This window comes from Mycobacterium sp. SMC-4, assembly GCF_025263265.1.
Taxonomy (GTDB): Bacteria; Actinomycetota; Actinomycetes; order Mycobacteriales; family Mycobacteriaceae; genus Mycobacterium.
In genome coordinates this window covers 2,160,470-2,184,453 of record NZ_CP079869.1, presented here as the reverse complement: position 1 = coordinate 2,184,453, position 23,984 = coordinate 2,160,470, and the positions used below count along the sequence as shown (strand labels likewise).

General features: G+C 67.1%; 27 protein-coding genes. 14 read left to right on the top strand and 13 right to left on the bottom strand.

Annotated features, from left to right (window positions below):
- Positions 1-7: 7 nt before the first annotated feature.
- Positions 8-1,189: a macrolide family glycosyltransferase gene (locus tag KXD98_RS10575; RefSeq protein ID WP_260764140.1), complete on the top strand. Its 1,182-nt coding sequence runs from the start codon at positions 8-10 to the stop codon at positions 1,187-1,189.
- On the opposite strand, the gene KXD98_RS10570 is transcribed toward KXD98_RS10575, so the two are convergent.
- Complete coding sequence (locus KXD98_RS10570; protein WP_260764138.1) at positions 1,186-1,791, bottom strand: PGPGW domain-containing protein; 606 nt, start codon at positions 1,789-1,791, stop codon at positions 1,186-1,188. The genes KXD98_RS10575 and KXD98_RS10570 overlap by 4 nt on opposite strands.
- Positions 1,779-3,314, bottom strand: a complete 1,536-nt coding sequence (gene miaB / locus KXD98_RS10565) for a tRNA (N6-isopentenyl adenosine(37)-C2)-methylthiotransferase MiaB (RefSeq protein WP_260765116.1) — start codon at positions 3,312-3,314, stop codon at positions 1,779-1,781. The genes KXD98_RS10570 and miaB overlap by 13 nt, the downstream gene beginning before the upstream one ends.
- A gap of 144 nt (positions 3,315-3,458) precedes the next feature.
- Here miaB and KXD98_RS10560 point away from each other — a divergent pair, with 144 nt between their 5' ends.
- Genes KXD98_RS10560 through KXD98_RS10535 form a run of 6 tightly spaced genes read left to right on the top strand, consistent with a single transcriptional unit; the run spans position 3,459 to position 7,288 of the window.
- Positions 3,459-4,187, top strand: coding sequence for an amino acid ABC transporter ATP-binding protein (locus KXD98_RS10560; protein WP_260765115.1), 729 nt, complete (start codon positions 3,459-3,461; stop codon positions 4,185-4,187).
- A gap of 20 nt (positions 4,188-4,207) precedes the next feature.
- Positions 4,208-5,035 (top strand): glutamate ABC transporter substrate-binding protein, encoded by an 828-nt coding sequence (locus KXD98_RS10555; RefSeq protein ID WP_260764137.1) that lies wholly within the window; start codon positions 4,208-4,210, stop codon positions 5,033-5,035.
- A gap of 24 nt (positions 5,036-5,059) precedes the next feature.
- Positions 5,060-5,740: an amino acid ABC transporter permease gene (locus tag KXD98_RS10550; RefSeq protein ID WP_260764135.1), complete on the top strand. Its 681-nt coding sequence runs from the start codon at positions 5,060-5,062 to the stop codon at positions 5,738-5,740.
- Complete coding sequence (locus KXD98_RS10545) at positions 5,737-6,615, top strand: amino acid ABC transporter permease (protein WP_260764134.1); 879 nt, start codon at positions 5,737-5,739, stop codon at positions 6,613-6,615. Before KXD98_RS10550 ends, KXD98_RS10545 begins: the two co-directional genes overlap by 4 nt.
- Positions 6,616-6,626: 11 nt before the next feature.
- On the top strand, positions 6,627-7,034 hold the full coding sequence (locus KXD98_RS10540; protein WP_260764129.1) for a DUF1622 domain-containing protein: 408 nt from the start codon (positions 6,627-6,629) through the stop codon (positions 7,032-7,034).
- Positions 7,031-7,288 (top strand): hypothetical protein, encoded by a 258-nt coding sequence (locus KXD98_RS10535; protein ID WP_260764127.1) that lies wholly within the window; start codon positions 7,031-7,033, stop codon positions 7,286-7,288. Before KXD98_RS10540 ends, KXD98_RS10535 begins: the two co-directional genes overlap by 4 nt.
- Here the strand turns inward: KXD98_RS10535 and recX are convergent.
- Together recX and recA are read right to left on the bottom strand one after the other, a co-directional pair.
- On the bottom strand, positions 7,285-7,830 hold the full coding sequence (recX, locus tag KXD98_RS10530; RefSeq protein WP_260764125.1) for a recombination regulator RecX: 546 nt from the start codon (positions 7,828-7,830) through the stop codon (positions 7,285-7,287). The two genes, KXD98_RS10535 and recX, sit on opposite strands and share 4 nt — an antisense overlap.
- Positions 7,799-9,934: an intein-containing recombinase RecA gene (gene recA, locus KXD98_RS10525; RefSeq protein ID WP_260764123.1), complete on the bottom strand. Its 2,136-nt coding sequence runs from the start codon at positions 9,932-9,934 to the stop codon at positions 7,799-7,801. Before recA ends, recX begins: the two co-directional genes overlap by 32 nt.
- A 158-nt stretch (positions 9,935-10,092) precedes the next feature.
- Here recA and KXD98_RS10520 point away from each other — a divergent pair, with 158 nt between their 5' ends.
- Complete coding sequence (locus KXD98_RS10520; RefSeq protein WP_260764121.1) at positions 10,093-10,971, top strand: alpha/beta hydrolase; 879 nt, start codon at positions 10,093-10,095, stop codon at positions 10,969-10,971.
- Here the strand turns inward: KXD98_RS10520 and KXD98_RS10515 are convergent, their stop codons facing one another.
- Together KXD98_RS10515 and KXD98_RS10510 are read right to left on the bottom strand one after the other, a co-directional pair.
- A complete protein-coding gene (locus KXD98_RS10515) occupies positions 10,972-11,166 on the bottom strand; it encodes a DUF3046 domain-containing protein (protein ID WP_260764120.1) in 195 nt (64 codons plus the stop codon).
- A 9-nt stretch (positions 11,167-11,175) separates the two neighbouring features.
- Positions 11,176-12,348 carry a glycosyltransferase gene (locus tag KXD98_RS10510; protein ID WP_260764104.1) on the bottom strand — a complete coding sequence of 391 codons (1,173 nt, stop codon included), beginning with the start codon at positions 12,346-12,348 and terminating at the stop codon, positions 11,176-11,178.
- 43 nt (positions 12,349-12,391) lie between these two features.
- Here KXD98_RS10510 and KXD98_RS10505 point away from each other — a divergent pair, with 43 nt between their 5' ends.
- Positions 12,392-12,871 carry a limonene-1,2-epoxide hydrolase family protein gene (locus tag KXD98_RS10505; RefSeq protein ID WP_260764102.1) on the top strand — a complete coding sequence of 160 codons (480 nt, stop codon included), beginning with the start codon at positions 12,392-12,394 and terminating at the stop codon, positions 12,869-12,871.
- Positions 12,872-12,888: 17 nt separating this feature from the next.
- Here the strand turns inward: KXD98_RS10505 and KXD98_RS10500 are convergent, their stop codons facing one another.
- The 5 genes from KXD98_RS10500 to pgsA form a co-directional block, all read right to left on the bottom strand.
- On the bottom strand, positions 12,889-13,707 hold the full coding sequence (locus tag KXD98_RS10500) for a phage shock envelope stress response protein PspM (RefSeq protein ID WP_260764100.1): 819 nt from the start codon (positions 13,705-13,707) through the stop codon (positions 12,889-12,891).
- Between the two features lie 18 nt (positions 13,708-13,725).
- Positions 13,726-14,553, bottom strand: coding sequence for a phage shock protein PspA (gene pspA / locus KXD98_RS10495; RefSeq protein WP_260764098.1), 828 nt, complete (start codon positions 14,551-14,553; stop codon positions 13,726-13,728).
- A gap of 115 nt (positions 14,554-14,668) precedes the next feature.
- The gene (clgR, locus tag KXD98_RS10490; RefSeq protein ID WP_260764095.1) at positions 14,669-15,004 is read right to left on the bottom strand and encodes a transcriptional regulator ClgR; all 336 of its coding nucleotides are present in this window, start codon (positions 15,002-15,004) and stop codon (positions 14,669-14,671) included.
- A 91-nt stretch (positions 15,005-15,095) separates the two neighbouring features.
- Complete coding sequence (locus tag KXD98_RS10485) at positions 15,096-15,584, bottom strand: CinA family protein (RefSeq protein WP_260765114.1); 489 nt, start codon at positions 15,582-15,584, stop codon at positions 15,096-15,098.
- Positions 15,562-16,158, bottom strand: coding sequence for a CDP-diacylglycerol--glycerol-3-phosphate 3-phosphatidyltransferase (gene pgsA, locus KXD98_RS10480; RefSeq protein WP_260764094.1), 597 nt, complete (start codon positions 16,156-16,158; stop codon positions 15,562-15,564). Before pgsA ends, KXD98_RS10485 begins: the two co-directional genes overlap by 23 nt.
- A gap of 69 nt (positions 16,159-16,227) precedes the next feature.
- Between pgsA and KXD98_RS10475 the strand changes: the two genes are divergently transcribed.
- Positions 16,228-16,722, top strand: a complete 495-nt coding sequence (locus KXD98_RS10475; RefSeq protein ID WP_260765113.1) for an amino-acid N-acetyltransferase — start codon at positions 16,228-16,230, stop codon at positions 16,720-16,722.
- Between the two features lie 23 nt (positions 16,723-16,745).
- On the opposite strand, the gene KXD98_RS10470 is transcribed toward KXD98_RS10475, so the two are convergent.
- On the bottom strand, positions 16,746-19,283 hold the full coding sequence (locus KXD98_RS10470) for a DNA translocase FtsK (RefSeq protein ID WP_260764093.1): 2,538 nt from the start codon (positions 19,281-19,283) through the stop codon (positions 16,746-16,748).
- 169 nt (positions 19,284-19,452) lie between these two features.
- Here KXD98_RS10470 and KXD98_RS10465 point away from each other — a divergent pair, with 169 nt between their 5' ends.
- The 4 genes from KXD98_RS10465 (at position 19,453) to KXD98_RS10450 (ending at position 22,299) form a co-directional block, all read left to right on the top strand.
- Positions 19,453-19,767 (top strand): putative quinol monooxygenase, encoded by a 315-nt coding sequence (locus tag KXD98_RS10465; RefSeq protein ID WP_260764089.1) that lies wholly within the window; start codon positions 19,453-19,455, stop codon positions 19,765-19,767.
- 11 nt (positions 19,768-19,778) lie between these two features.
- On the top strand, positions 19,779-20,597 hold the full coding sequence (locus KXD98_RS10460) for a mycofactocin-coupled SDR family oxidoreductase (protein WP_260764087.1): 819 nt from the start codon (positions 19,779-19,781) through the stop codon (positions 20,595-20,597).
- 4 nt (positions 20,598-20,601) lie between these two features.
- Positions 20,602-21,477, top strand: a complete 876-nt coding sequence (locus KXD98_RS10455) for an SAM-dependent methyltransferase (RefSeq protein ID WP_260764083.1) — start codon at positions 20,602-20,604, stop codon at positions 21,475-21,477.
- Positions 21,478-21,630: 153 nt separating this feature from the next.
- The gene (locus KXD98_RS10450; RefSeq protein WP_260764081.1) at positions 21,631-22,299 is read left to right on the top strand and encodes a response regulator transcription factor; all 669 of its coding nucleotides are present in this window, start codon (positions 21,631-21,633) and stop codon (positions 22,297-22,299) included.
- Between the two features lie 6 nt (positions 22,300-22,305).
- On the opposite strand, the gene KXD98_RS10445 is transcribed toward KXD98_RS10450, so the two are convergent.
- A complete protein-coding gene (locus KXD98_RS10445) occupies positions 22,306-23,982 on the bottom strand; it encodes a ribonuclease J (RefSeq protein WP_260764079.1) in 1,677 nt (558 codons plus the stop codon).
- Positions 23,983-23,984 lie beyond the last annotated feature (2 nt).

Here is a 23,984-nt window from a genome sequence, read left to right as displayed (position 1 = left end):
TCCACCGGTGAGTCACATCGCCGTGTGCGTGCCGGTGGGAACCGGCCATGTGAATCCGACGCTCGGGGTGGCCGCCGAACTGGTGGCCCGGGGTCACCGGGTCACCTATGCGGCCACCGAGGCGCACGCCGCGCCCATCGCCGATGTGGGTGCGGGTCTGGTCAGCTATACCACCACCCTGACGGCGGGTTCCGGTCCGCCGCAGTTCACTGCGCGTGACTTTCACCGTGCCGCCGACGCTGCTCTGGTCGAGTGTGAAAGCGTGCTGCCGCAGGTGCTTTCGCAGTTCCGTGGCCATGAGCCGGACGTGGTGCTCTACGACGCGACGATGGCATGGTGGGGCCGACTGGCGGCCGCACACTGGGAGGCGCGGTCAGTCGCGTGCTCACCGAACCTGGTCGGCAACCGGCACTGGTCGATGAACAAGTACGTGAAGGTCAGCCCGGTGAACCCGGGACTGTTGCGGGTGTTGTGGAAAGCCCATCGGCTGGCTCGGCGACATGGACTGACCGTTCTGAACCTGCTGCAGTCGGCCGGCGCGGACGCGCACCTGGTCTTTCTGCCGCGCGCGTTCCAGTACGCCGGGGACACCTTCGGTCCGCCGTACGCGTTTGTCGGCCCCTGCTTGACACCGCGACCCTCCGAGGGCAGCTGGCAGCCGCCGCCGGGCCGCGACGTGGTGCTCATCGCGCTGGGCACCGCCTACCACGACCGGACGGAGTTCTTCCGCGCGTGCCTGACCGCCTTCGCCGACACGCCCTGGCACGCGGTGCTGGCCGTCGGTGACCGGGTCGACCCGACCGCACTGGGGCCCGGTGCGCCCAACGTGGAGCTTCACCGGTCGGTGCCTCAGCTTGAGGTGCTGCGGCATGCCGCGGCGTTCGTCAGCCATGCCGGCATGGGCAGCACGATGGAGGCAGTCGCGCACGAAGTGCCAATCGTCGCGGTGCCGCAGATGACCGAACAGCAGGCCAACGCCGATCGCATCGCCGAACTGCGGCTGGGGGTGCGGTTGTCACCGTCGGCGGTTGATCCCACTCGGCTGCGTTCGGCGGTGCGCGACGTCATCTCCGACGCCCGCGTCGCGGAGGCGCTGCGGGCGATGCGCACCGACATCGATGCGGCGGGGGGTGCGGCCGCCGCGGCCGACATCGTCGACGAGATCGCTTGCGGCCGGCCGCGCGACTAACCCGATTGGTCGGAGTCGGGGCGACGATCCTGTCCGAGATCCAGCAGTCCCTTGCCCTGGTTCTCCCTGGCCAGCCGCCGGCGCTCCTCCTCGGCGGCCATCTGCAGCGCCGTGCGCGTCCACACCACCCGCGCCCAGTGGAAGGTCAACACGATCACAGCCAGCCAGCCGAGAACCAGACCGATGCCCGGGCCCGGATACGGTTCGGCCACCGTCTGACGTGACCACACCGCGAGCATCCCGATCACACAAGCCACGGCGGATCCGGCCAGCGCGACCCAGGCAATCGCCCATCGACGGGTCAGCAGCGCGAGGGTGGAGAATCCGACGGAGAACACCACGGCCAGCACGGTGAACACCCGCGACGGCAGTGCCACGGCTTCGCCCTCGGCCACGTCGGTGTAGGCGAGTACGTCAAAACCCCTCGCCGCCCCGGTGTGCGGCAGCAGCAGCGACACCAGGACGAGGAAGACCAGCACCGCGACCACCAGCGCCCGGGCCCCGGCGTCGAACTCTCCGGCGACCCGCCGCTCCACGTCGTCGATGTCGCTTCGGTAGGAGTCGAACCCCTCGGGCTGGTTCGGGGAGCTCATCGTGCACATCCGTTCGTTGTCGCGGCCGGTACCGGAACGCCGATACCGGGCATGCCGAGGCCTACACCCGTTCGCGGGCGCTGCCCGGCGGCGTGCGCGTCACCGGCACGCGTGCGGCGATGACGCACGACGCCGGCGTCGGCGATCAGGTGATGCGGGGCGGCGCCGGTGACCGTGGTGGTGACGACATCGCCGGGGCGAATGTCGTCTCGCAGGAGTCCGGGCGCGAAGTGCACCAGCCGACCGTCGCGGGCCCGACCGGACAGGCGAGCGGTACTGGAGTCTTTGCGACCTTCGCCGGTGGCGACCAGCACCTCCACGGTCCGACCCACCTGAGCTGCGTTCTGCTCCGCCGAGATCTGTTCCTGTAACGCGATCAACCGCTGATACCGTTCGGAAACAACGGCTTTGGGAATCTGATCATCGAACTCCGCAGCCGGGGTGCCGGGCCGCTTGGAGTATTGGAAAGTGAAGGCACTGGCGAATCGCGATTCCGCCACCACGTCAAGGGTGGCCTGGAAGTCGGCTTCGGTCTCGCCCGGGAACCCGACGATCAGGTCGGTGGTGATGGCCGCGTGCGGGATGGCCGCGCGCACCCGTTCGATGATGCCCAGGTAGCGCTCGGCGCGGTAGGAGCGCCGCATTGCACGCAGCACGCGGTCCGAACCCGACTGCAGCGGCATGTGCAGGGTCGGACACACGTTGGGCGTCTCTGCCATCGCCTCGATCACGTCGTCGGTGAATTCCGCCGGGTGCGGCGAGGTGAACCGGACCCGCTCGAGTCCGTCGATGTCACCGCAGGAGCGCAGCAACTTGGCGAACGCACCGCGATCGCGGGGCTGCTGCGGGTCACCGAACGAGACGCCGTAAGCGTTGACATTCTGGCCCAACAAGGTGATCTCCAACACCCCCTGGTCGACCAGCGACCGAACCTCGGACAGCACATCGCGGGGGTTGCGATCCACCTCCTTGCCCCGCAGCGAGGGGACGATGCAGAACGTGCAGCTGTTGTTGCACCCCACCGAAATGGAAACCCACGCCGCATAGGAGGATTCGCGGCTGGCCGGCAGCGCTGACGGGAATTCGCGTAACGCTTCTACGATTTCGACCTGCGCCACCCGGTTGTGCCGGGCCCGTTCGAGCAGCGCGGGCAACGATCCGATGTTGTGGGTGCCGAAGACCACGTCGACCCACGGCGCCTTGTTCAGTACCGCATCACGGTCCTTCTGGGCCAGGCACCCACCGACGGCGATCTGCATCTGTGGATCACGCGCTTTCCGCGGTGCGAGATGGCTGAGGTTGCCGTAGAGCTTGTTGTCGGCGTTCTCGCGCACCGCACAGGTGTTGAGCACCACGATGTCGGCGTCCTCGCCGTCCTCGGCGCGCTGGTAACCGGCCTCTTCGAGCAGGCCCGCGAGCCGCTCGGAGTCGTGCACGTTCATCTGGCAGCCGTAGGTCCGGACCTGAAAGGTGCGCACGCTCCGCGGTTGCGCGGGTGTCCGCGCCACCGCGCTCACCTGCTGCGTCACCATGGAAGTCACCGCCCCATGGTACGGCCGCGCGCGGTCGGCCCAACCGGCCGGTGCACGCGTCAATCGTCAATCACCGACTTGCACCGCGAGGTGGGCGATCCGTGGGTAAGGTCAGCACCCATGCAGACGCCTTCGGCTGTGCCGATGATCTCTATGAAGGCGGTCAACAAGCATTTCGGTGCACTGCACGTACTCCAAGACATCGACCTCGAGGTGGGCAAGGGTCAGGTCGTCGTGGTGATCGGTCCGTCGGGTTCAGGCAAGTCCACGCTGTGCCGGGCCATCAACCGTCTCGAGACCATCGACTCGGGCACCATCGCGATCGACGGTGAGGTACTTCCCGAGGAGGGGCGCAAACTGGCGCAACTCCGCTCCGATGTCGGCATGGTCTTTCAGTCCTTCAATTTGTTCGCTCACAAGACGATCGTCGAGAACGTCATGTTGGGCCCGATGAAGGTGCGGGGCACCGCGAAGACGCAGGCGCGCGAGAAGGCCATGGCGTTGCTCGAACGGGTGGGTGTGGCCAACCAGGCCGACAAGTATCCCGCTCAACTCTCCGGCGGGCAGCAGCAGCGGGTGGCCATCGCGCGCGCGCTGGCGATGAACCCGAAGGTGATGCTCTTCGACGAACCGACCAGCGCGCTGGACCCGGAGATGATCAACGAGGTCCTCTCGGTGATGTCGGCGCTGGCCACCGAGGGCATGACGATGCTCGTCGTCACCCACGAGATGGGGTTCGCACGACGGGCGGCCGACCGGGTGGTGTTCATGTCCGACGGCGCGATCGTCGAGGACGCCGAGCCCGCCGAGTTCTTCGACAATCCGAAGTCCGACCGGGCCAAGGACTTCCTCGGCAAGATTCTCCATCACTGACACCCGAAAGGAACGTTGTCATGTCCCCGAAGTCGTTCTCCAGGCGTGTGGTCGCCGCTCTCGCACTGACCCTCACCCTGCCGCTGATCGCAACCGCCTGTGGTGACGGCGGCGGCGGCGGTGGTGGCGGGGACAACATCGTGATCGGCACCAAGTTCGATCAACCGGGGCTCGGCATGAGAAACCCCGACGGCTCGATGAGCGGCTTCGACGTCGACGTAGCCACCTACATCGCCGGCGAGCTGGGCTACGCACCCGACCAGATCGAGTGGAAGGAAGCGCCGTCGGCGCAGCGCGAGAACCTGATCCAGAACGGTCAGGTCGACTTCATCGCCGCAACGTACTCGATCACCGACGCGCGCAAGGAAAGAGTCTCTTTCGCCGGGCCTTACCTGGTCACCGGGCAGAGTCTGTTGGTGCGCACCGACAACGAGGACATCACCGGGGCGGCATCGCTGGAGAACAACAAGGTGCTGTGCTCGGTGTCGGGATCGACACCGGCGCAGAAAATCAAGGATGAGTACCCCGGGGTGCAGCTGCAGCAGTACGACACCTACTCGGCCTGCATCGAGGCGCTGAAGAACGGTGCGGTGGATGCGGTGACCACCGACGAGGTCATCCTGGCCGGTTACGCCGCGCAGAGCCCCGGAGCGTTCAAGATCGTCGGTGAGCCGTTCTCCGAGGAGCGCTACGGCGTCGGCTTGAAGAAGGACGATGACGAGATGCGAACCAAGATCAACGATGCCATCGTGAAGATGGAGGAAAGCGGCGCCTGGAAAGAGGCGTTCGACAAGAACCTGGGCCCGGCGGGTATCACTGCCCCGACGCCGCCACAGCCCGACAACTAGCGGGTCAGGTCCCCGGAGCCGCCCGTGGAGGTCTTCACCGAGTACCGCGAGCAGATCTTCGCCGCGTTCGCCACCACGATCCAGTTGACGGTGTACTCGGCTATCGGTGCACTCGTGCTGGGCACCGCGCTGGCCGCGATGCGGCTGGCGCCCGTGCCGATGCTGAACTGGTTGGGAACCTCCTACGTCAACGTCGTGCGTAACACCCCGTTGACGCTGATCATCCTGTTCTGCTCGTTCGGGCTGGCCCAGACCATGGGCATCACCCTGGCCGATCGGCAATCGCCGACGTTCATCGCCGACAGCAGTTTCCGGTTGGCGGTGCTCGGGTTCACCATCTACACCGCGGCCTTCGTCTGCGAGACGGTGCGCTCCGGGGTCAACACCGTGCCGTTGGGCCAGGCCGAGGCCGCCCGCGCGCTCGGCCTGACGTTCAGCCAGAACCTGCGAATCATTCTGCTGCCACAGGCTTTTCGTGCCGTGCTGATCCCGTTGGGCTCGGTGCTGATCGCGTTGACGAAGAACACCACGATCGCCTCGGCGATCGGTGTGGCCGAGGCGGCGCTGCTGATGAAGGAGATGATCGAGAACACCGCGGCGGTGATGGTGGTCGGTGGCATCTTCGCCCTGGGCTTCGTCATTCTGACGCTTCCGATGGGGCTGTTGTTCGGATGGCTGGGCCGCAGGCTGGCGGTGGCCAGATGACGGGAGCCTCGGTTCTGTTCGATGCCCCCGGGCCGCGCGCGCGGGTACGCAACCACGTCGTCTCGGCGGTCACCGCGGTGGTGGTCATCGCGGTGGCGTGGCTGGTGTACAGCCGGCTGGAGGCCAACGGCCAGTTGACTGCCGAGAAATGGCAGCCCTTCCTGACCGCGGACCTGTGGCGCACCTACGTGTTGCCCGGCGTCCGGGGCACGCTGACCGCGGCGGCGATCTCGATCGTCGCGGCGCTGGTGCTGGGGTTCGTGATGGGAGTGGGCCGGCTTTCGACACACACCCCGATCCGTTGGTTCTGCGCGGTCTTCGTGGAGTTCTTCCGTGCGGTCCCAGTGCTGATCATGATGATCTTCGCCTACTTCCTGTTCGCTTTCTACGACGTCTTTCCGTCCAGGCACCTGGCACTGGCCGCAGTCATCACGGGGCTGACGTTGTACAACGGCGCGGTGATCGCCGAGATCGTCCGCGCCGGGGTGCATGCGCTGCCGAAGGGACAGTTCGAAGCCGCATCGGCGCTGGGTCTGACGTGGGGCCAGACGATGCGTACCGTGCTGCTGCCGCAGGCCATCACCTCGATGCTGCCGGTGTTGATTTCGCAGCTGGTGGTGGTGCTCAAAGACACCGCGCTGGGATACCAGATCACGTTCGTCGAGATGGTGCGACAGGGCACGGTGGTGGGCTCGTCCTACGGCAACTACATCCCCGCCCTGATCGTCATCGCCGTGTTGATGATCACGGTGAACTTTGCGTTGTCATGGTTTGCGACTTGGCTGGAACGGCGGTTACGCCGTTCCCGCCGGGGGCCCGCACCGATGGAACCCGAGCCGCTCGAACTACAGGGCGACCGCAGCCGGGGCGTCTGAGCCGAGGCACAATGACCGACCGAACGGTGGCCATCGACCTGTTGACCGAATCGGTGCTGCGTGACGTCATCGACCTGATGGTGCGCTTCATCGAAGGGTGCGGCGCCGTCGTCATCATGATCGGCGCGGTCGTGGCGATCGCGAAGTTCGCGGTGGCCTTGGTGCGTCGCGACATCGCAGCATTTTCGTCGGTGCGTCTGACTCTGGGCCGGTTCCTGGTTCTGGGCCTGGAGTTCCAGCTGGCCGCCGATGTGCTGCGCACCGCGATCTCGCCCTCGTTCGAGGAGATCGGCAAGCTTGCGGCGATCGCCGCGATCCGGACCCTGCTGAACTACTTCCTCAACCGCGAGATCGCCCAGGAACAACGCGAGATCGAGGCCATGCGCAATCCCCACCCGGCCGGTCCGCCAGCAGCGTGAACGTCCTCGTCGCAGCGTCGTGGGGGTTGGCCGCGGCGGCGATCGTGATCGGCTTTTTCGCGCTGGCAACATTTCGCCAACCGCTGCTGGCATTGCGGGTGATGCTTGAGCTGTTCATCGCCGCAGGACTGCTGAGGTTGAGCGTCGACGCGTCCTGGACCGCGATCACCGGAACCGTCGTCGTGATCGCGCTGCGGCGCGTCATCACCCGGAGCCTGACTGTGGACCTCACGCCGGCCCGGCCCGCACCCTAGATGTGCCGGCGCTCTCGTTCGCCGGCCAGTTCCACGGTGACGACGTCGACGGCCATCGACTGAGGATATCCGCGGCGGGCCAGCATGCCGACCAGGCGGCGGATCACTTTGGTGTCGTCATCGTCGGCAAGTTTCTCGCGTCGCAACTTGTCGCGCACCAACTGTTCGGCGCGGGCACGTTCCGCTCCGGCATCGATCCCGGCCAATGCGCCGTTGATCACCTCGTCGTCGACACCCTTCTGGCGCAACTCAGCTGCCAGGGCGCGCTTGCCTTTTCCGGCGTGGGCACGCCGCGAGCGCACCCACTGCTCGGCGAAGTCCTCGTCGTCGATCAAGCCGACCTCGGCCAGACGGTCGATGACCCGCGCGCTGATGTCGGCGGAAAAGCCTCGCTTCTCCAGTTGCGCGTTCAACTCCGCCCGTGTGCGGGCCCGAGCGGTGAGCAGGCGCAGGCACACAGCCCGCGCCTGCTCGGCACGCCTGACGGGGTCGGGCGAGGACTCCGCGGAATCAGAAGTCGACGGGTGCGGGAAGGACATCATCGTCGGTCACGACAGCACCGATACCGAGCTTCTCCTTGATCTTCTTCTCGATCTCGTTGGCCACGTCAGCGTTCTCCAGCAGGAACTTCCGCGCGTTCTCCTTGCCTTGGCCCAGCTGCTCTCCGTCATAGGTGAACCAGGATCCGGACTTGCGGATGAAACCGTGCTCGACTCCCATGTCGATGAGTGAACCCTCGCGGCTGATGCCATGGCCGTACAGAATGTCGAATTCGGCCTGCTTGAACGGTGGAGACACCTTGTTCTTGACGACCTTGACCCTGGTGCGGTTACCGACTGCATCGGTGCCGTCCTTGAGCGTCTCGATCCGGCGTACGTCCATCCGGACCGAGGCGTAGAATTTCAACGCCTTACCGCCGGTGGTGGTTTCGGGCGAGTTGTGCACCATGACACCGTCGACGAAGTAGTTATGGTTGCCCTCGACCTCGATGTCGAAACGGTTCATCGACTGGGTGTGCGGCTTGACGTGAACATCAAGCACCCGAGCCGGCACCAGCCGCTGACTGGGCTCCACGAACTGTGGAGCCACCACACCCTGGCCGCGGAAGCGTGGGAGCAGTTTGTGGTCCATCGACCGAGCCATGTACGGGGCCACGAGTTCCTGGAACTTCGCCGATGCCGCGGTCGAGAAGACCAGCACCGACTTCCCCGCCACCCCCGCGGACCGCAACCGCACATCGAGGCCGTGGGTGTCGCGCAGGTAGTCGCACAGTCGGGTGCGCGAGCCCGCGCTCATCGCCTCGACGCAAATCTCGATACGTCCACTGCCGCCCTGGGTGCGATGCTGGAGCCCTTTGGACCGCACGCTGAATCCACCGTCGTCCATGTACCAGACAGCCAGTGCCAGCGGGGTCAGCGCTTTGAGGTATTCCTCGGAAAGGAACTTCTTGCCGTCGCCAAGATAGACCGCACGGCGCAGTTCGCCGAGTTCAGGCAACGGAGTGAAGTCCGCAAACCGCGAACCCTTGTCGTTTTCCCGAATGGTGTGCTTGATGTTGCCCAGCAGGTCGACCTTCCATTGCAGATAATCGGCCTGCTTGGCGCCGTGCCCCATCCGGAAGCGAACCCCATTGCGGTCCCGCAGGTTCGGTGACAGGTTGCCGTCACCCATCAGTGAGCCGAGAATCACCTGGAACTGCTGGTCACTGAGCAGCTGTGGCTCGGACACCATCACACGGTCACCGGGGATGATGTCGCCGGCTTCGGTCCAGCCGGCTGGGGTCCGGATGAGGTGGTTCGGTGTGGCCGCGAACTGGGACTTGCCATTACCACCGGACTTAGCGACGGTGAACTGCAGGAACTGTTCGGCTGGGCCATTGTTGAACCAATTGACCACTTTGCGCGGCACGATTTGATCGGCAACCGGGTCGTAAGACATCACTTCGACATCCATCTTCTGGTTGACGATTTTGCCGATCTTCTCTGTGGTCCCGTCGGCCAGCTGAACCCGGGTGCTGTAGGAGAAGCACCCGAACATCACCCCGATCTTCTCGCGCAGCTGGTTGATGAAGATTGCCGTCGTCCCCGAATTGTTCAGCGCGCCGGTCATCTTGCGCAGCGCCTGACTCATCAGGCGGGCCTGCAGACCGACATGGCTGTCGCCCATCTCCCCCTCGATCTCGGCGCGCGGTACCAGCGCGGCCACCGAGTCGATGACCAGGATGTCCAGCGCGCCGGAACGGATCAGCATGTCGGCGATCTCGAGAGCCTGCTCTCCGGTGTCGGGCTGGGAGACCAGCAGCGCATCGGTGTCCACGCCGAGCTTCTTGGCGTACTCGGGATCCAACGCGTGCTCGGCGTCGATGAAAGCGGCGATGCCGCCGGCGGCCTGCGCGTTGGCGACGGCGTGCAGCGCCACGGTGGTCTTACCGGAGGATTCCGGACCGTAGATCTCGACGACACGGCCGCGAGGTAGACCACCGATGCCGAGCGCGACATCGAGGGCGATCGAGCCGGTGGGGATCACCGAAATCGGCGGACGCACGTCCTCGCCGAGCCGCATCACCGAGCCCTTGCCGAAATTCTTGTCGATCTGAGCGAGTGCCAGTTCCAGGGCCTTCTCGCGATCAGGGGCTTGCTGCGCCATGGTGATACCTCTCCGGTAGTCGTTTGTTGACCGGTTCTCGGTCGGTTGGCCGTGACGCTATGTGAGGCCACCGACAAGTCGCTGGGGTCGAACTCCCCCCACAGTAGACGAACAGGTGTTCGATACAAGTGGACACGCCGACGGGCTAGTTTTCTGACATGACTCGGCACGACATCCGCATCCCGGCCCACGGCGAGCAGATCGCGGTCTACCTGTACCGCCCGCCGGTGAGCGACCGCGCAGTGCCGTGCGTGGTGATGGCACACGGCTTCACCGGCACCCGCGACGACGGGCTGCCCGAATACGCCGAGACGTTCTGCCGGGCCGGGTACGCCGTCGCGTTGTTCGACTACCGGTACTTCGGCGCGTCCAGTGGCCAGCCGCGCCAATTGCTCGACATCGCCGAGCAGCGACGGGACTACCACACGGTGATCGAGTGGGCCCGCCGGCAGGACGGAATCGACCCCGACCGGATCGTGGTGTGGGGTTCGTCGTTCAGCGGCGGGCACGTCCTGGCCGTCGCGGCCGAGGATCGTCGGATCGCTGCGGTCATCGCGCAGGCGCCGTTCACCGATGCCCTCGCCAGCCTGCGCGAGGTGCCGTTGAGCAACACTCCCCGCATCCTGCTGGCCGCCGCGCGTGACCAGGTCGGGGCATGGCGTGGACAGCCGCCCCGCACCGTGGCCGCGGTCGGGGCTCCCGGCACCCTGGCCGCGATGACCTCACCGGACGCCAAGACCGGGTTCGAAGCGATTCTCGGACCGGATTCCCTGTGGCGCAACGAATTCGCCGCCCGATTGATGTTCCGATTCGCCTTCTACCGACCTGGCCGCAGGGCTGCCGACCTGCCCATGCCGGTGCTGCTGTGCGTGTGCGACGACGATGTGGTCACCCCGCCGGGGCCGACGATCGCCGCAGCTCACCGAGCGCCGCGCGGGGAACTGCGTCGCTACCCGTACGGCCATTTCGACATCTATCACGACCCGCAGGTCAGGGCCGACCAGCTGGAGTTTCTCCAACGCGTCGTGGCGCTCTAGTCACCACAGGTCACGAGGCACCTCGAAGTCTGCACACAGCGCGCGCCACACCCGGCGGGGCTCGACACCGTCTTCGATCGCCTGGGCCGCCGTCCGCCCGCCCAGATCACTGAGCACGTGGTCGACCAGCATCGACGACGCTCGCACTGCGCCGAACTGGCCCTGCACCAGTTCGTGGAACTCCGTCAGACGCACACGCCAAACCTACGCCCGGGCCCGCACCGCGTCATGGCACACCCGTACCGGATCGGCGACGTCGGCCACCGTGGCCCCGGCCCTGCGCGCGGCGGCGCGATACCCGGGCGAGCCGAGCACCTCGCCCACCGCCTCGACCAGAGCGTCGGCGCTCAATGGCCGGATCAATCGAGCGCTACCTTGGCGCACAACCCGATTGGCGATCTCCCACTGGTCACCGCCGCCGGGCACCACCACCATCGGCACGCCGGCCAGCAGCGCCTTGGCCACCGTGCCGTGACCACCGCCGCAGATCAGCACATCCGCGCGGGCCAGCAGTTCGTCTTGCCGACCCAGGCCGACCGTCGCCCACGGCGGCACGTCCCCGTCCGGGCCGTCCAGACGTGAGACCACGACCCGCGAGCCGGCCGGCAGCACCTGGCCGGGCACCAGGGTCTGCAACGCCAGCTCGGCGAGTCCGTCGGCGCCGGTCGACGCGGTCGACGGTGCCACCACCACGACCGGGCCGTCCCCGGCCGGCAACTCCAGAACCGTGGTCGTCGGCTCGAAATGCAGCGGTCCGACCACCACGGCTTCGGACGGCCAGTCCGGTCGAGGCACCTCCAGAGCGGGCAACGTGGCGATCAGTCGGCGCACCGGACCCGGATCGTGTACCGGCAGACCGATCTGCGACCGGGCCTGCGCGCGCTGACGTAGGCCGGTGCGCCAGGACCGCGCGCTCAGGCCCCGCAGCACCGCATCGCGCACGCGTCCCCGCATCCCGGTGCCCGGCGCCAGTCCGCTGCCCACCGGCGGCAGCCCTTTCGACGGCCGGTACAGCGGATGGGTGTTCAATTCGGCCCAGGGCAGATCGAGCAACTCGGCCGCCAGCCCACCGCAGACCGTGATCGAGTCCGAGACGACGAGATCGGGACGCAGCTCGGCGATGCGGTCCCGGTTGAGCACCGCCATCCGGGCGGCCCGCTGATGAATCTTGGCGCCGGCGTCGCCGTCGTCGTCGAACGCCGTCGGATCCAGCCCGGCGAGCTTCACGGCGGACAGGCCGTGATCGCGGGCCGGCTCGAGCCAGCGGGCCCCGGTCAACAAGGTCGGCACGTCACCGGCGGCTGCCAGCCGCAGGCACAACGCGATCGCCGGAAATGCGTGCCCGGGGTCGGGACCGGCCACGACCGCAACGCGCATGCGGGCTACCCTGCCACAGCGTCCGCCACTAGGCTCACGCGATATGACCGACCAGGCCCCGACTCCGCCCTCGCCGGCAGCACCCGTGGTGTCCCCGGCGGTGCCCGGTACCGCCGACAACACCGAAACCGTCGAGAGATTCCTGTTCGCGCTGGCCGACTCCGACCTCGACCTGTTCGAGTCGTTGGCCGCACCCGACCTGGTGTGGCAAAACGTCGGCCTGCCCTCGATCCGCGGACGCGGCCGCATCATGAAACTGCTGCGCCGGTCCGAGACACGGATGGGATTCGCGGTGAAGTTCCACCACATCGCCGCCGAAGGTGACACGGTGCTCACCGAGCGGACCGATGCGATCATCGTCGGGCCGCTACGGCTGCAGTTCTGGGTGTGCGGCCGATTCGAGGTGCGGGAGGGCCAAATCGTGCTGTGGCGGGACTACTTCGACTTCCTCGACATCATGGTCAAGGCCCCGCTGCGCGCGCTGGCTGCGACCGTGATGCCCTCGCTTCGACCCACCTTCTGAGCGCGGCCTAAGCGCGACTACGCGCCCCGGAGCCGACCCAGCTCGTCGAAGGCCTGCGCCCAGCCGCTGAGCCGGTCGGTGGCCGTGGTCAGTTGCTCACGGTAGCGGCGCTGCGACATCGGCGAGCTCGACAGCGCACCGGAGTTCGTCGCGGACACCAATTGTGCGGCGGCAGAAACCATCTCGCTGTACTGACGGGCGCCGCGATCGAGCTGCGCGGTGAACGCGGCAATGGTCGGGGCCAGATGCGGACGTGACTGTGGGGCTGTTTTGACGGTTCGCTCCATCGAAGCGACCTCTGCTGCGGTGGCGGCCATCGTCGCCGCGGTCTGCTCGGCCGCTACCCGGATCTCGGCGAGTTCCTCGGCAGGCAGCATCCGTCCTCGTTCCAGCACCCCCAGCAGCGAATACAGTCCCCGCTCGGAGTTGACCAGCGAAGTCATCGGCCCGCGGGCCGCCGACCCCCACGGCGGCAGTCGCCGCGCGGTGTTTGTCCGGGGCGGCGGCAGCGGCTCACCGCGCAGCCACCGGTAGCGCAACAGGGTCAACGTGGCCAAGAACGCCGCGCCCACGGCAATCGGGGTCGGGATGAACAGCGCCCACACCGGAGTGCTCCAGGCCGCCAGCAGCGCCGTGACACCGATCCAGAACACCGACGACAGCGCGAAGAACACCCCCAGCCGCAACGCCCAGCGCCGCTTGCGCAGCAGCTTGGCGCGCGGATCCGCAGCGGCATTGAGCTTGTCTGCCAGCAGCCCTGACCATTCCGCCGCGGTGTCGATCCCGCGTTGGGTCAACGAGCGCTCCGGATGCCTTTTGCCGGCGTGTGTAGCCACTGATCGGTCCTGTGCAGGTTATTGCGACAACGGATTTTCCGGTGTCGGATTCTGATTGGCTGCCGGCGCGGACGGGGTGGCCGGTGCCTGACCGGGTGTGGCAGTGCCGCCGGCAGGCAGTTGCTCACCGCGCATCGACGCCCGAATCTGCTCAAGCCGGGAATGCCCGGCCATCTGCACGCTGGCCTGCTGGACCTCCATCATCCGGCCCTGCACCGAATTCTGGGCCAACTCGGCAGAACCCATCGCGTTGGCGTAACGACGCTCGATCTTGTCGCGGATCTCGTCGAGGCTCGGGGTGTTGCCCGGTGCAGCGATCTCGGTCATCGACCGCAGCGACGCGCTGACCTGCTCCTGCATCTTGGCCTGTTCGAGTTGGCTGAGCAGCTTGGTGCGCTCGGCGATCTTCTGCTGCAACACCATAGCGTTCTGCTCGACGGCCTTCTTTGCCTGTGAGGCCGCCTGAAGCGCCTGGTCGTGCAGGGACTTGAGGTCCTCGACGCTCTGCTCACCGGTGACCAGCTGCGCGGCAAACGCCTCGGCTGCGTTGGTGTATTCGGTGGCCTTGTTGGCGTCCCCGGCGGCAACGGCCTGATCGGCCAGGGTCAGCGCCTGGCGGACGTTGGCCTGCAACTTCTCGATATCGGCGAGCTGACGGTTCAGCCTCATCTCCAGCTGACGCTGGTTACCGATCACCTGCGCCGCCTGCTGGGTCAAGGCCTGATGCTGGCGCTGCGCTTCTTCGATGGCCTGCTGGATCTGCACCTTCGGGTCGGCGTATTCGTCGACCTTGGAGCTGAACAGCGCCATGAGGTACTTCCACGCCTTGACGAACGGATTGGCCATGAGTTCATTCCGCCTTCGTATGTCGAACTGTCAGCTGGGCTGAGCACGTGCAATGACCCCAACTTATCTGTTCCGCACAGATCACCGCACCCCTGCCGGTCGTAGGCCGCGAGGGTCAGGCCACCGCCATCGACACGACGTGCGGGATGACCACCTTGGTGGCGGCGTCGATCCTGGCCGTGCCGGGGTCCTGATGGGTCAGGGCGGTGCGTGATTCCGCGAGCGCCATGTCGTCACCGGCCTCGGTCAGCACCCGCGACAGCGGAACCTGCAGCGCACCGCAGATCGCGCCGAGCAGCTCGCTGGAGGCTTCCTTGCGGCCACGCTCCACCTCGGACAGATAACCGAGGCTGACCCGCGCGGTGTCGGACACCTCGCGCAGCGTGCGCCCCTGCTCGACTCGGGCGCGCCGCAGCACGTCGCCGATCACCTCGCGCAGCAATGCAGACATCGCGCACTCCTTGTCTGTGGTCTGGCTTGGGCATTCTCAGTGCCTCAAGAAGCCCAACGCGCGACCGCGCGGTGATGGTTCCCGATCCGCATCAGTGTTCTGCGAGCGTCGCGCTCAGCAAGCGGACCGCCGCCCGCACGGCCGCCACCCGAATGTCCCACCGGCTGCCGTGCAACTGCACCTGCTCGACGGTGGTGTCGACCGGGCCTGCCACGCCGAGGAACACCGTGCCGACGGCCTGCCCGCCGTGCGGTTCGGGGCCGGCGACCCCGGTCAGTCCCACTCCCCAGGTTGCGCCGCAACGCTGCATCGCGCCGACGGCCAGGGCCCGTGCGGTCGGCTCGGCAACCGGCCCCACCTCGTCGAGCAGCTGTGTGGCGACACCGGCCAGCACTTCCTTGGTCTCAACGGTGTAGGTCACCAGGCCGCCGCGCAGTACGGCGCTGGCACCGGGAACACCGGCCAGCGTGGCCGCGAGCAGTCCCGCGGTCAGCGATTCAGCGGTCGCGACGGTCTGCCGGCGAACCGTCAGATCGGCCACCAGCGCCCGAACATCGTCAGTGACCAGCGGATCGTCCACGCGCATCCCGCCACGCCGAGACGAAGTAGTCCACACCGGTGAGCACCGTCAGCACCACCGCGATCGCCATGATCACCCAGGCACCGGTCAACCACGCTCCGCCCAGCGGTAAGACGAACAGCCCGATCGCCACGGCTTGAACCAGGGTCTTGAGCTTTCCGCCCCGGCTGGCCGGGATGACCCCGCGCCGCAGCACCACGAAGCGCAGCGCGGTCACCCCGAGCTCGCGGACCAGGATCACCACGGTCACCCACCAGGGCAGGTCCCCCAGCACCGAGAGGCCGATCAGCGCTGCGCCGATGAGCGCCTTGTCGGCCAGCGGATCGGCCAAGGTGCCGAACTCGGTGACCATGCCGTAGCTGCGCGCCAAGGCGCCGTCGAGGTGGTCGGTGATCACCGCCGTGACGAACACCACGAATGCGGTTACCCGCCAGAAGGTTTCATGACCGTCCCCGGCGAACAACGCCAACAGGAATACCGGGACGAGCACGAACCGCACACCGGTCAGCGCATTGGCCAGGTTCGCGACACGAGCGCGCGGGACCACAGGATCGGTATGTGGTTGGCCCGGCACCGACACAGAATACTGGTTGCCGGTACCGATACCCTTCGGTGTGTGAGCGCAGCTGGGGAGCCGCCGGCGATCGGCGTCGTGGTGCGGCGCGCCCGCACCTCCGATGTCCCGTCCATCAAGGCGCTCGTCGACATCTACGCCGGCAAGATTCTGCTGGAGAAAAACCTGGTGACGCTGTACGAGTCGGTCCAGGAGTTCTGGGTCGCCGAGGATGGTGACGAGGTGATCGGTTGCGGCGCGCTGCACGTGCTGTGGTCTGACCTCGGTGAGGTGCGCACCGTCGCGGTGCACCCGAAGGCCCGCGGCCGCGGTGTGGGGCATGCGATCGTCGAACAGCTGCTGGCGGTGGCCAAGGAACTGCACCTGCGGCGCATCTTCGTGCTGACCTTCGAGGTGGACTTCTTCAGTCGCCACGGCTTCGCCGAGATCGACGGCACACCCGTCACCGCCGAGGTGTACGAGGAGATGTGCCGGTCCTACGACACCGGTGTCGCGGAGTTCCTCGACCTGTCCTACGTCAAGCCGAACATCCTGGGCAACACCCGGATGCTGCTGACGCTCTGACCGCGCCGCCGGGCGGGCGGATCTCAGAAGTCCGGATCGTCGTCTGACGTGCCGGAGGCATCGCTACCACCGCGGATCAGCGCCAGCGTGCCGGCCAGATCGTCGGGCTTGACCAGTACCTCGCGCGCCTTCGATCCTTCTGAGGGCCCGACGATCCCGCGGGTCTCCATCAGGTCCATCAGTCGGCCGGCCTTGGCGAACCCGACGCGCAGCTTGCGCTGCAGCATCGACGTCGAACCGAACTGACTGGACACCACCAGCTCCACGGCCTGCAGGAAGACATCCATGTCGTCGCCGATGTCGGGGTCGACGTCCTTGCGCTCGCCGGCCTTGACCGCGGTGACACCCTCGACGAACTCGGGCTCGGCCTGGTCCTTGGTGGCGTTGACGACCCCTTGGATCTCCTCGTCGGTGATGAACGCACCCTGCAGGCGGATCGGCTTGCCCGCGCCCATCGGCAGGAACAACCCGTCGCCCATCCCGATCAGCTTCTCGGCACCGGGCTGGTCGAGGATGACGCGGCTGTCGGTCAGCGACGACGTCGCGAACGCCAGCCGCGAGGGCACGTTGGTTTTGATCAAACCGGTCACCACGTCGACCGATGGCCGCTGCGTGGCCAGCACCAGGTGGATGCCCGCCGCACGGGCTTTCTGGGTGATGCGCACGATCGCGTCTTCGACATCCCGCGGAGCGGTCATCATCAGGTCGGCGAGCTCGTCGACGATCGCCAGGATGTAGGGATAGGGCTTGTACTCGCGCTGGCTGCCCAGCGGAGCGGTGATTTCGCCGCTGCGAACCTTTTCGTTGAACACATCGATGTGACGCACCCGCGAGGCCTGCATGTCCTGGTAGCGCTGCTCCATCTCCTCGACCAGCCAGGCCAGCGCGGCAGCGGCCTTCTTCGGCTCGGTGATGATGGGGGTGATCAGGTGCGGGATGCCCTCGTAAGGGGTCAGCTCCACCATCTTGGGGTCGATCAGGATCATCCTGACCTCCTCGGGGGTGGCCCGGGCCAGCAGCGACACCAGCATCGAGTTGACGAAGCTGGACTTGCCCGACCCGGTGGAGCCCGCCACCAGCAGGTGCGGCATCTTGGCCAGGTTGGCCGAGATGAAGTCGCCCTCGATGTCCTTGCCGAGTCCGATGACCAGCGGATGGTGATCACGGCGGGTTTCCGGCGCGGTGAGCACGTCGGCCAGACGCACCATCTCCCGGTCGGTGTTGGGCACCTCGATGCCCACGGCCGACTTTCCGGGAATCGGCGCGAGCATGCGCACACTCTCGGTGGCCACGGCATAGGCAATATTGCGCTGCAGCGCGGTGATCTTCTCGACCTTCACCCCGGGGCCCAGTTCAACCTCGTAGCGGGTCACCGTCGGCCCGCGGGTGCAGCCGGTCACGGCGGCGTCGACCTTGAACTGCTGCAACACCGAGGTGATGGCGTTTTCCATCTGCTCGTTGGCGGCACTGCGCCGCTTGGGAGGCTCGCCGGCGATCAGCAGCTCCAGCGACGGCAGGGTGTAGGGACCTTCGACGACGCGGTCCAGCGAGAGCTCGGGCTCCTTGCGCGCCTTCTTCCGGCTGCGTGCCGCCGGTGCCGGGCTGATCGGCGCCGGATCCTCCTCCAGCGGGTAGTTGTCCATCGGCGAGCCCGTGGCCGTGGTCAGCGGCTCGGTCGGCTGGGTGGCCGAGGGCCAGGCCGCCTCGGCGTCGCGCGGGTCTTCGTCGTAGTAACCGTCGGAGAAGTCGTCGGGCTCGGCCGGACCGTCATACTCGGGGTCGTCGTCGTACTCGTCGTAGTCGTCGTACTCGTCGCTGCCGTCACCGTGCCAGCGGGTGGTGAACAGGTCGCGGAGGGCGGCGGGGACTTCGCGGACCGTGGTGCCGGTCAGCAGCAACAACCCGAACACCGCAGCCATCACCAGCAGCGGCGCTGCAATCCACACCGTCACGCCGTCGGCCAGTGGGCCGCCGATGGCGAACCCGAGGAAGCCGGCCGCGTGCTGGCGCGCCGAGGGTTCCAGTGGCGATCCGGCCCACAGATGCCACAGGCCCAGCACCGGCAACCCGATCATCGACGCGCCCAGAACCAGCCGCGGTCGAGTCTCGGGGTCGGCTTCGGAACGCATCAACACAATCCCGATGACGGCCATCAGGATGGGCACGAGCACGACCGCGGATCCGATCACCACGCGAATCGACGAATCGATCCACGCTCCGACCGGACGCGCAGCGTCGTACCACGAACTCGCGGCGATCACCACGGCCAGCCCGAGCAAGGCGAGCGCCAACCCGTCGCGCCGGTGACCGGGTTCCAGATCGCGTGCCCGGCCGACCGACCGGGCCGTACCGCCGGCGCCGCGGGCCAGCATCAGCCAACCGGCGCGGATCCCGCGCCCGACTGCGGAGCCGGCGGCGGCGACCACCGACTGATTGCGACGCGCGGTCTTGCGGCGCGGAGCTGCCGGTCTCGTTGGGCGACCGGGCCGGCCTTTACCCGACGAACCAGCCCTTGACCTGGTCGGACGGGCAGCAGAGCGGGCCGCAGTCTTACTAGCCATGCCTGCCAGCCTAGTCGCATCTACCTCAGATGCACCATCAGCCACACTAGTCACAAATCGGTGTCGGCGGGATGTCGGAACGGAAGCGCCGCCACGGCACCGACAGCAGACAGTACGGTGTGATCTGTTCACTCACACCCACCTCACCAATTCTGCGCGAGGAGCCGCCATGCCCGTCGTCGTCATCGCCACCATGAAGGCCAAGCCCGAATCCGTCGACATCGTCCGCAACGCCTGCACGCAGGCCATCGAGTCGGTGCACGGTGAGCCCGGATGTCAGCTGTACGCGCTGCACGAGGCCGACGGCACCTTCGTTTTTGTCGAGCAGTGGGCCGACGCGGACGCCCTGCAGGCCCACAGCACCGCCCCGGCGGTCGCCACCCTGTTCGGAACCGTCGGTGAACACCTCGACGGCGCACCCGATATCAAGATGCTGCAGCCGGTGGCCGCAGGCGATCCCGGCAAGGGACAACTTCGGCCGTAGGCTCTTCCTCCATGGGTGAGCTCTCAGGCAAAGTTGCGTTCATCACCGGCGCGGCGCGCGGGCAGGGACGGTCGCACGCGGTGAAGCTCGCCGCGGCCGGCGCCGACATCATCGCGCTGGACCTGTGCGCCCAGATCGACTCGGTGCCCTACCCGCTGGCCACGCCCGATGATCTGGCCCAAACCGTCAAGCTGGTCGAGGACACCGGGGCGCGCATCGTCGCCCACGCCGCCGATGTCCGTGATCGCGCGGCCGTCAAAGACGTGGTGCGCGACGGCACGGCCAAACTCGGCGACCGTCTCGACATCGTGATCGCCAATGCCGGAATCGCGCCGATGGCTGCCGCCGACGCGTGGCAGGACGTGCTCGACGTCAACCTCACCGGCGTCTACCACACCGTCGACGTCGCGATGAAGCCGATGATCAAGTTCGGCAACGGCGGCGCGATCGTGCTGACCAGTTCGGTGGCGGGCCTGGTCGGACTGGGCTCTCCGGTCGGCGGATCGGTCGGCTACGCCGCCGCCAAGCACGGCATCGTCGGGCTGATGCGGGTCTACGCGAACTTCCTGGCGCCGTTCAGCATTCGGGTCAACTCGGTGCACCCGGCCGGCGTGAACACCCCGATGATCGACAACGAGTTCACCCGGTCGTGGCTGTCAGGGATGGCCCACGAACAGCAGGCAGGCCCGGACATGCGCAATGCGCTGCCGGTGGAGGCGCTGGAGGCCGAAGACATCGCCAACGCGGTGTTCTGGCTGGTCTCCGACGCCGCCCGCTACGTGACCGGCGTCGCGCTGCCCGTCGATGCGGGGTTCGTGAACAAGCTTTGAACCGATGAACGCACATCGAGACGCCACGGCCCGCACGGCGCTGGGCCCGATGACCCTCGCCGCGATCGAGCACAATGAGCCGCCGGACCGGCGCCTGGTCGATGACGACCTGGCGGAGTCGTTCCTTCCCACCCGATCCCGCCTGCTGGTGAGACTGACCCGAATCGGCTGGCTGCGCCGCGCCGTGCTGTCGGCCTCGGAACGCGCCGCGCCCGGAGTGGCGATCAGCGTCGCATGCCGTAAGCGGTTCATCGACGAACGGCTGTCGGACCCGCTCAACGAGACCGATGTGGTGATCGTCCTGGGTGCCGGCCTGGACACCCGCGGCTGCCGGATCGCCCGTCACGGGGACCTGCCGGTCTACGAGGTCGACCAGCCCGAGGTCGTCGAGCACAAGGCCGCGGTGCTGCGCCGGGTGGCCGGCACGATTCCGTCGTCGATCCACCTCGTCGGCGCGGACCTGGAGACCGACGACCTGATGGCAGCGCTGGAGTCGCACGGATTCCGACTCGGGCAGCGCGCCTTCGTCATCTGGGAGGGTGTCACCCAATACCTCAGCGATGCGGCGATCCGGGCCACCTTGGAGGCGCTGCGTGGGCTTGCGCCCGGCAGCCGGTTGATCTTCTCCTACGTTCGCCAGGATTTCCTCGACGGTACGAACCGCTACGGCGCGGACGCACTCTACCGCCGATTCCGCCAGCGCAGCCAGCTCTGGCAGTCCGGCATGGTTCCCGAGCAGGTCGCTGACCTGCTGGCCGAATACGGCTGGCGGCTCGTCGAGCAGGTGGGTCCCAGCTACTACCGCGACACCTATATCCGGCCCACCGGCCGCCCGCTGGCGGCATCGGCCATCGAATGGACGGCCCTGGCCGAGCGCTGAGCACTTCACACCACCGTTTGACCAGCGTATTGGCGTAATCGGCGTACGATTGGGACGGGCGGTCAGGTGTTCTGGGGCACACCTGGCCCCGGGACAGGTAGGCACACACGTCGTCCACGGGGGTCACGTCATGGGTGAAGTTTCTGAGGTCACATGGCCGCATCCGCAGTGGTGATCGCCGAGGACGAGCCTCGAATCTCGACGTTCGTCAAGCGTGGCCTCGAAACGCACGGCTTCTCCGCGACCGTGGTCGCAGACGGTCCGTCGGCCTATACCTCGGCCCGGCGCGGCAGAGCCGATCTGCTGATCCTCGACATCGGTTTGCCGAAAATGGATGGTCTGACCGTGTTACGGCGGCTGCGCCAGGAGGGCAACCCGATCCCGGTGATCATGTTGTCCTCGCGCACCAACCCGGCCGACTTCAGCGTGAGCATGGCCAGCGGCGCCGACGACTGCCTCGGTAAACCGTTCCGCTTCGACGAGTTGTTGTCCCGGGTTCGCCGCCATCTGGCCATGGCTCGACCTCGCGAGATCACCGAGCTCAAGTACGGTGATCTCCGGCTGGACCTGCGCACCCGGCGTGCCCATGTGGGCGAGTACGTCGTCGACCTGTCGGCGCGCGAGTGTGCGCTGGCCGAGACGTTCCTGCGCCACCCGGGCCAGGTGCTGACCCGTGAGCAGCTGCTGCGTCAGGTGTGGGGGCACAGTCACGAGCCCGGATCCAACGTCGTCGACGTCTACGTGCGTTATCTGCGACGCAAACTCGGCGCACACCGGTTCGTCACCATGCGCGGTCTCGGTTACCGGCTCGAGGCGGTCTGAAGCCGGTCAGATCTCGATGACCGTCGGCACGATCATCGGCTGCCGCCGGTAGGTCTCCCCCACCCACTTGCCGACGGTGCGCCGAACCGCCTGCGCGACCCGTGCCGGGTCGGTGATGTTCTGGCTGGCAAGGTTTTCCAGCTCCGCTTCCACCCTTCGCGCAACCGGTTCCAGCGCCTTGGGGTCCTCGGAGAACCCGCGGGAGTACAGATGTGCGGGCGCGGCCGGGGTCCCGGTGCCGCGCCGCACGACGACCGTCACCGCGACGAAACCCGAGGACAGGATCAGCCGTTCACCCAGCGTCGCGTCACCGACGTCGCCGGTGACCAACCCGTCGACGAACACCTTGCCCACCGGCACGGCACCTGCGACGCGGGCCCGGCCGCCGACGAGGTCGACACTGACACCGTTCTCGGCGAGCACGATGTTCTCCTCGGGCACGCCGGTGCGCGCAGCCAGCGCCGCGTTGGCGCGCAACATTCGCCAGGTGCCGTGCACCGGCATGACGTTGCGTGGCCGAACACCGTTGTACAGAAACAGCAACTCTCCCGCGTAGGCGTGACCCGAAACATGCACCCGCGCTTGTTGATTGGTCACTACCCGGGCACCGATCTTGGCCAGCGCGTCGATCACCCCGAACACGGCTTCCTCGTTGCCGGGGATCAGCGACGACGACAAGACGATCAGGTCCCCGTCGGTGAGGGTGATGCTGCGATGTTCCCCGCGCGACATCCGCGACAGGGCCGCCATCGGTTCGCCTTGGGTGCCGGTGGTGATCAGCACGACCCGGTCGGCCGGCATCATCTCGGCAGCGCCGATGTCGAGCACATCATCGTCGGCCACCCGCAGGTATCCGAGTTCCCGAGCGATGCCCATGTTGCGCACCATCGATCGCCCGACAAAGGACACCCGGCGCCCGAGGGCCACCGCGGCGTCGATGATCTGCTGCACCCGGTCGACATTGGAGGCGAAACAGGCCACGATCACCCGCCCTTGTGCGCCACGGATCAAGCGGTGCAGTGCCGGGCCGACCTCGCTCTCCGACGGCCCGACTCCAGGGATCTCGGAATTGGTCGAATCGCACAGGAACAGGTCCACCCCCGCATCGCCGAGCCGCGACATGCCTGGCAGGTCCGTCGGCCTACCGTCGAGGGGGAGCTGGTCGAGCTTGATGTCACCGGTATGCAGCACAGTCCCGGCACCGGTGTGGATCCCGACCGCCAGACACCCCGGAATCGAGTGGTTGACCGCGAAGTACTCGCACTCGAAGACGCCGTGGGTACTGCTCTGGCGCTCGGCCACCTCGACGAAGACCGGCTTGATGCGATGCTCGCGGCACTTCTCGGCCACCAGCGCAAGGGTGAACTTGGAGCCGACGATCGGGATGTCGGGCCGCATCTTCAGCAGGAACGGAATGGCCCCGATGTGGTCTTCGTGGGCATGGGTCACGATCACCGCTTCGACGTCGTCGAGGCGGTGATCGACGTGGCGCAGGTCGGGCAGGATCAGATCCACACCGGGTTCGTCATGGGTGGGGAAAAGCACACCGCAGTCGACGATCAACAGCCGGCCGAGGTGCTCGAAGACCGTCATATTGCGGCCGATCTCACCGATACCGCCCAGCGCGGTCACCCGTAGGCCCGCGGGATCCAGCGGTCCCGGTGGTGTCAGAGCGGCGTCCACTG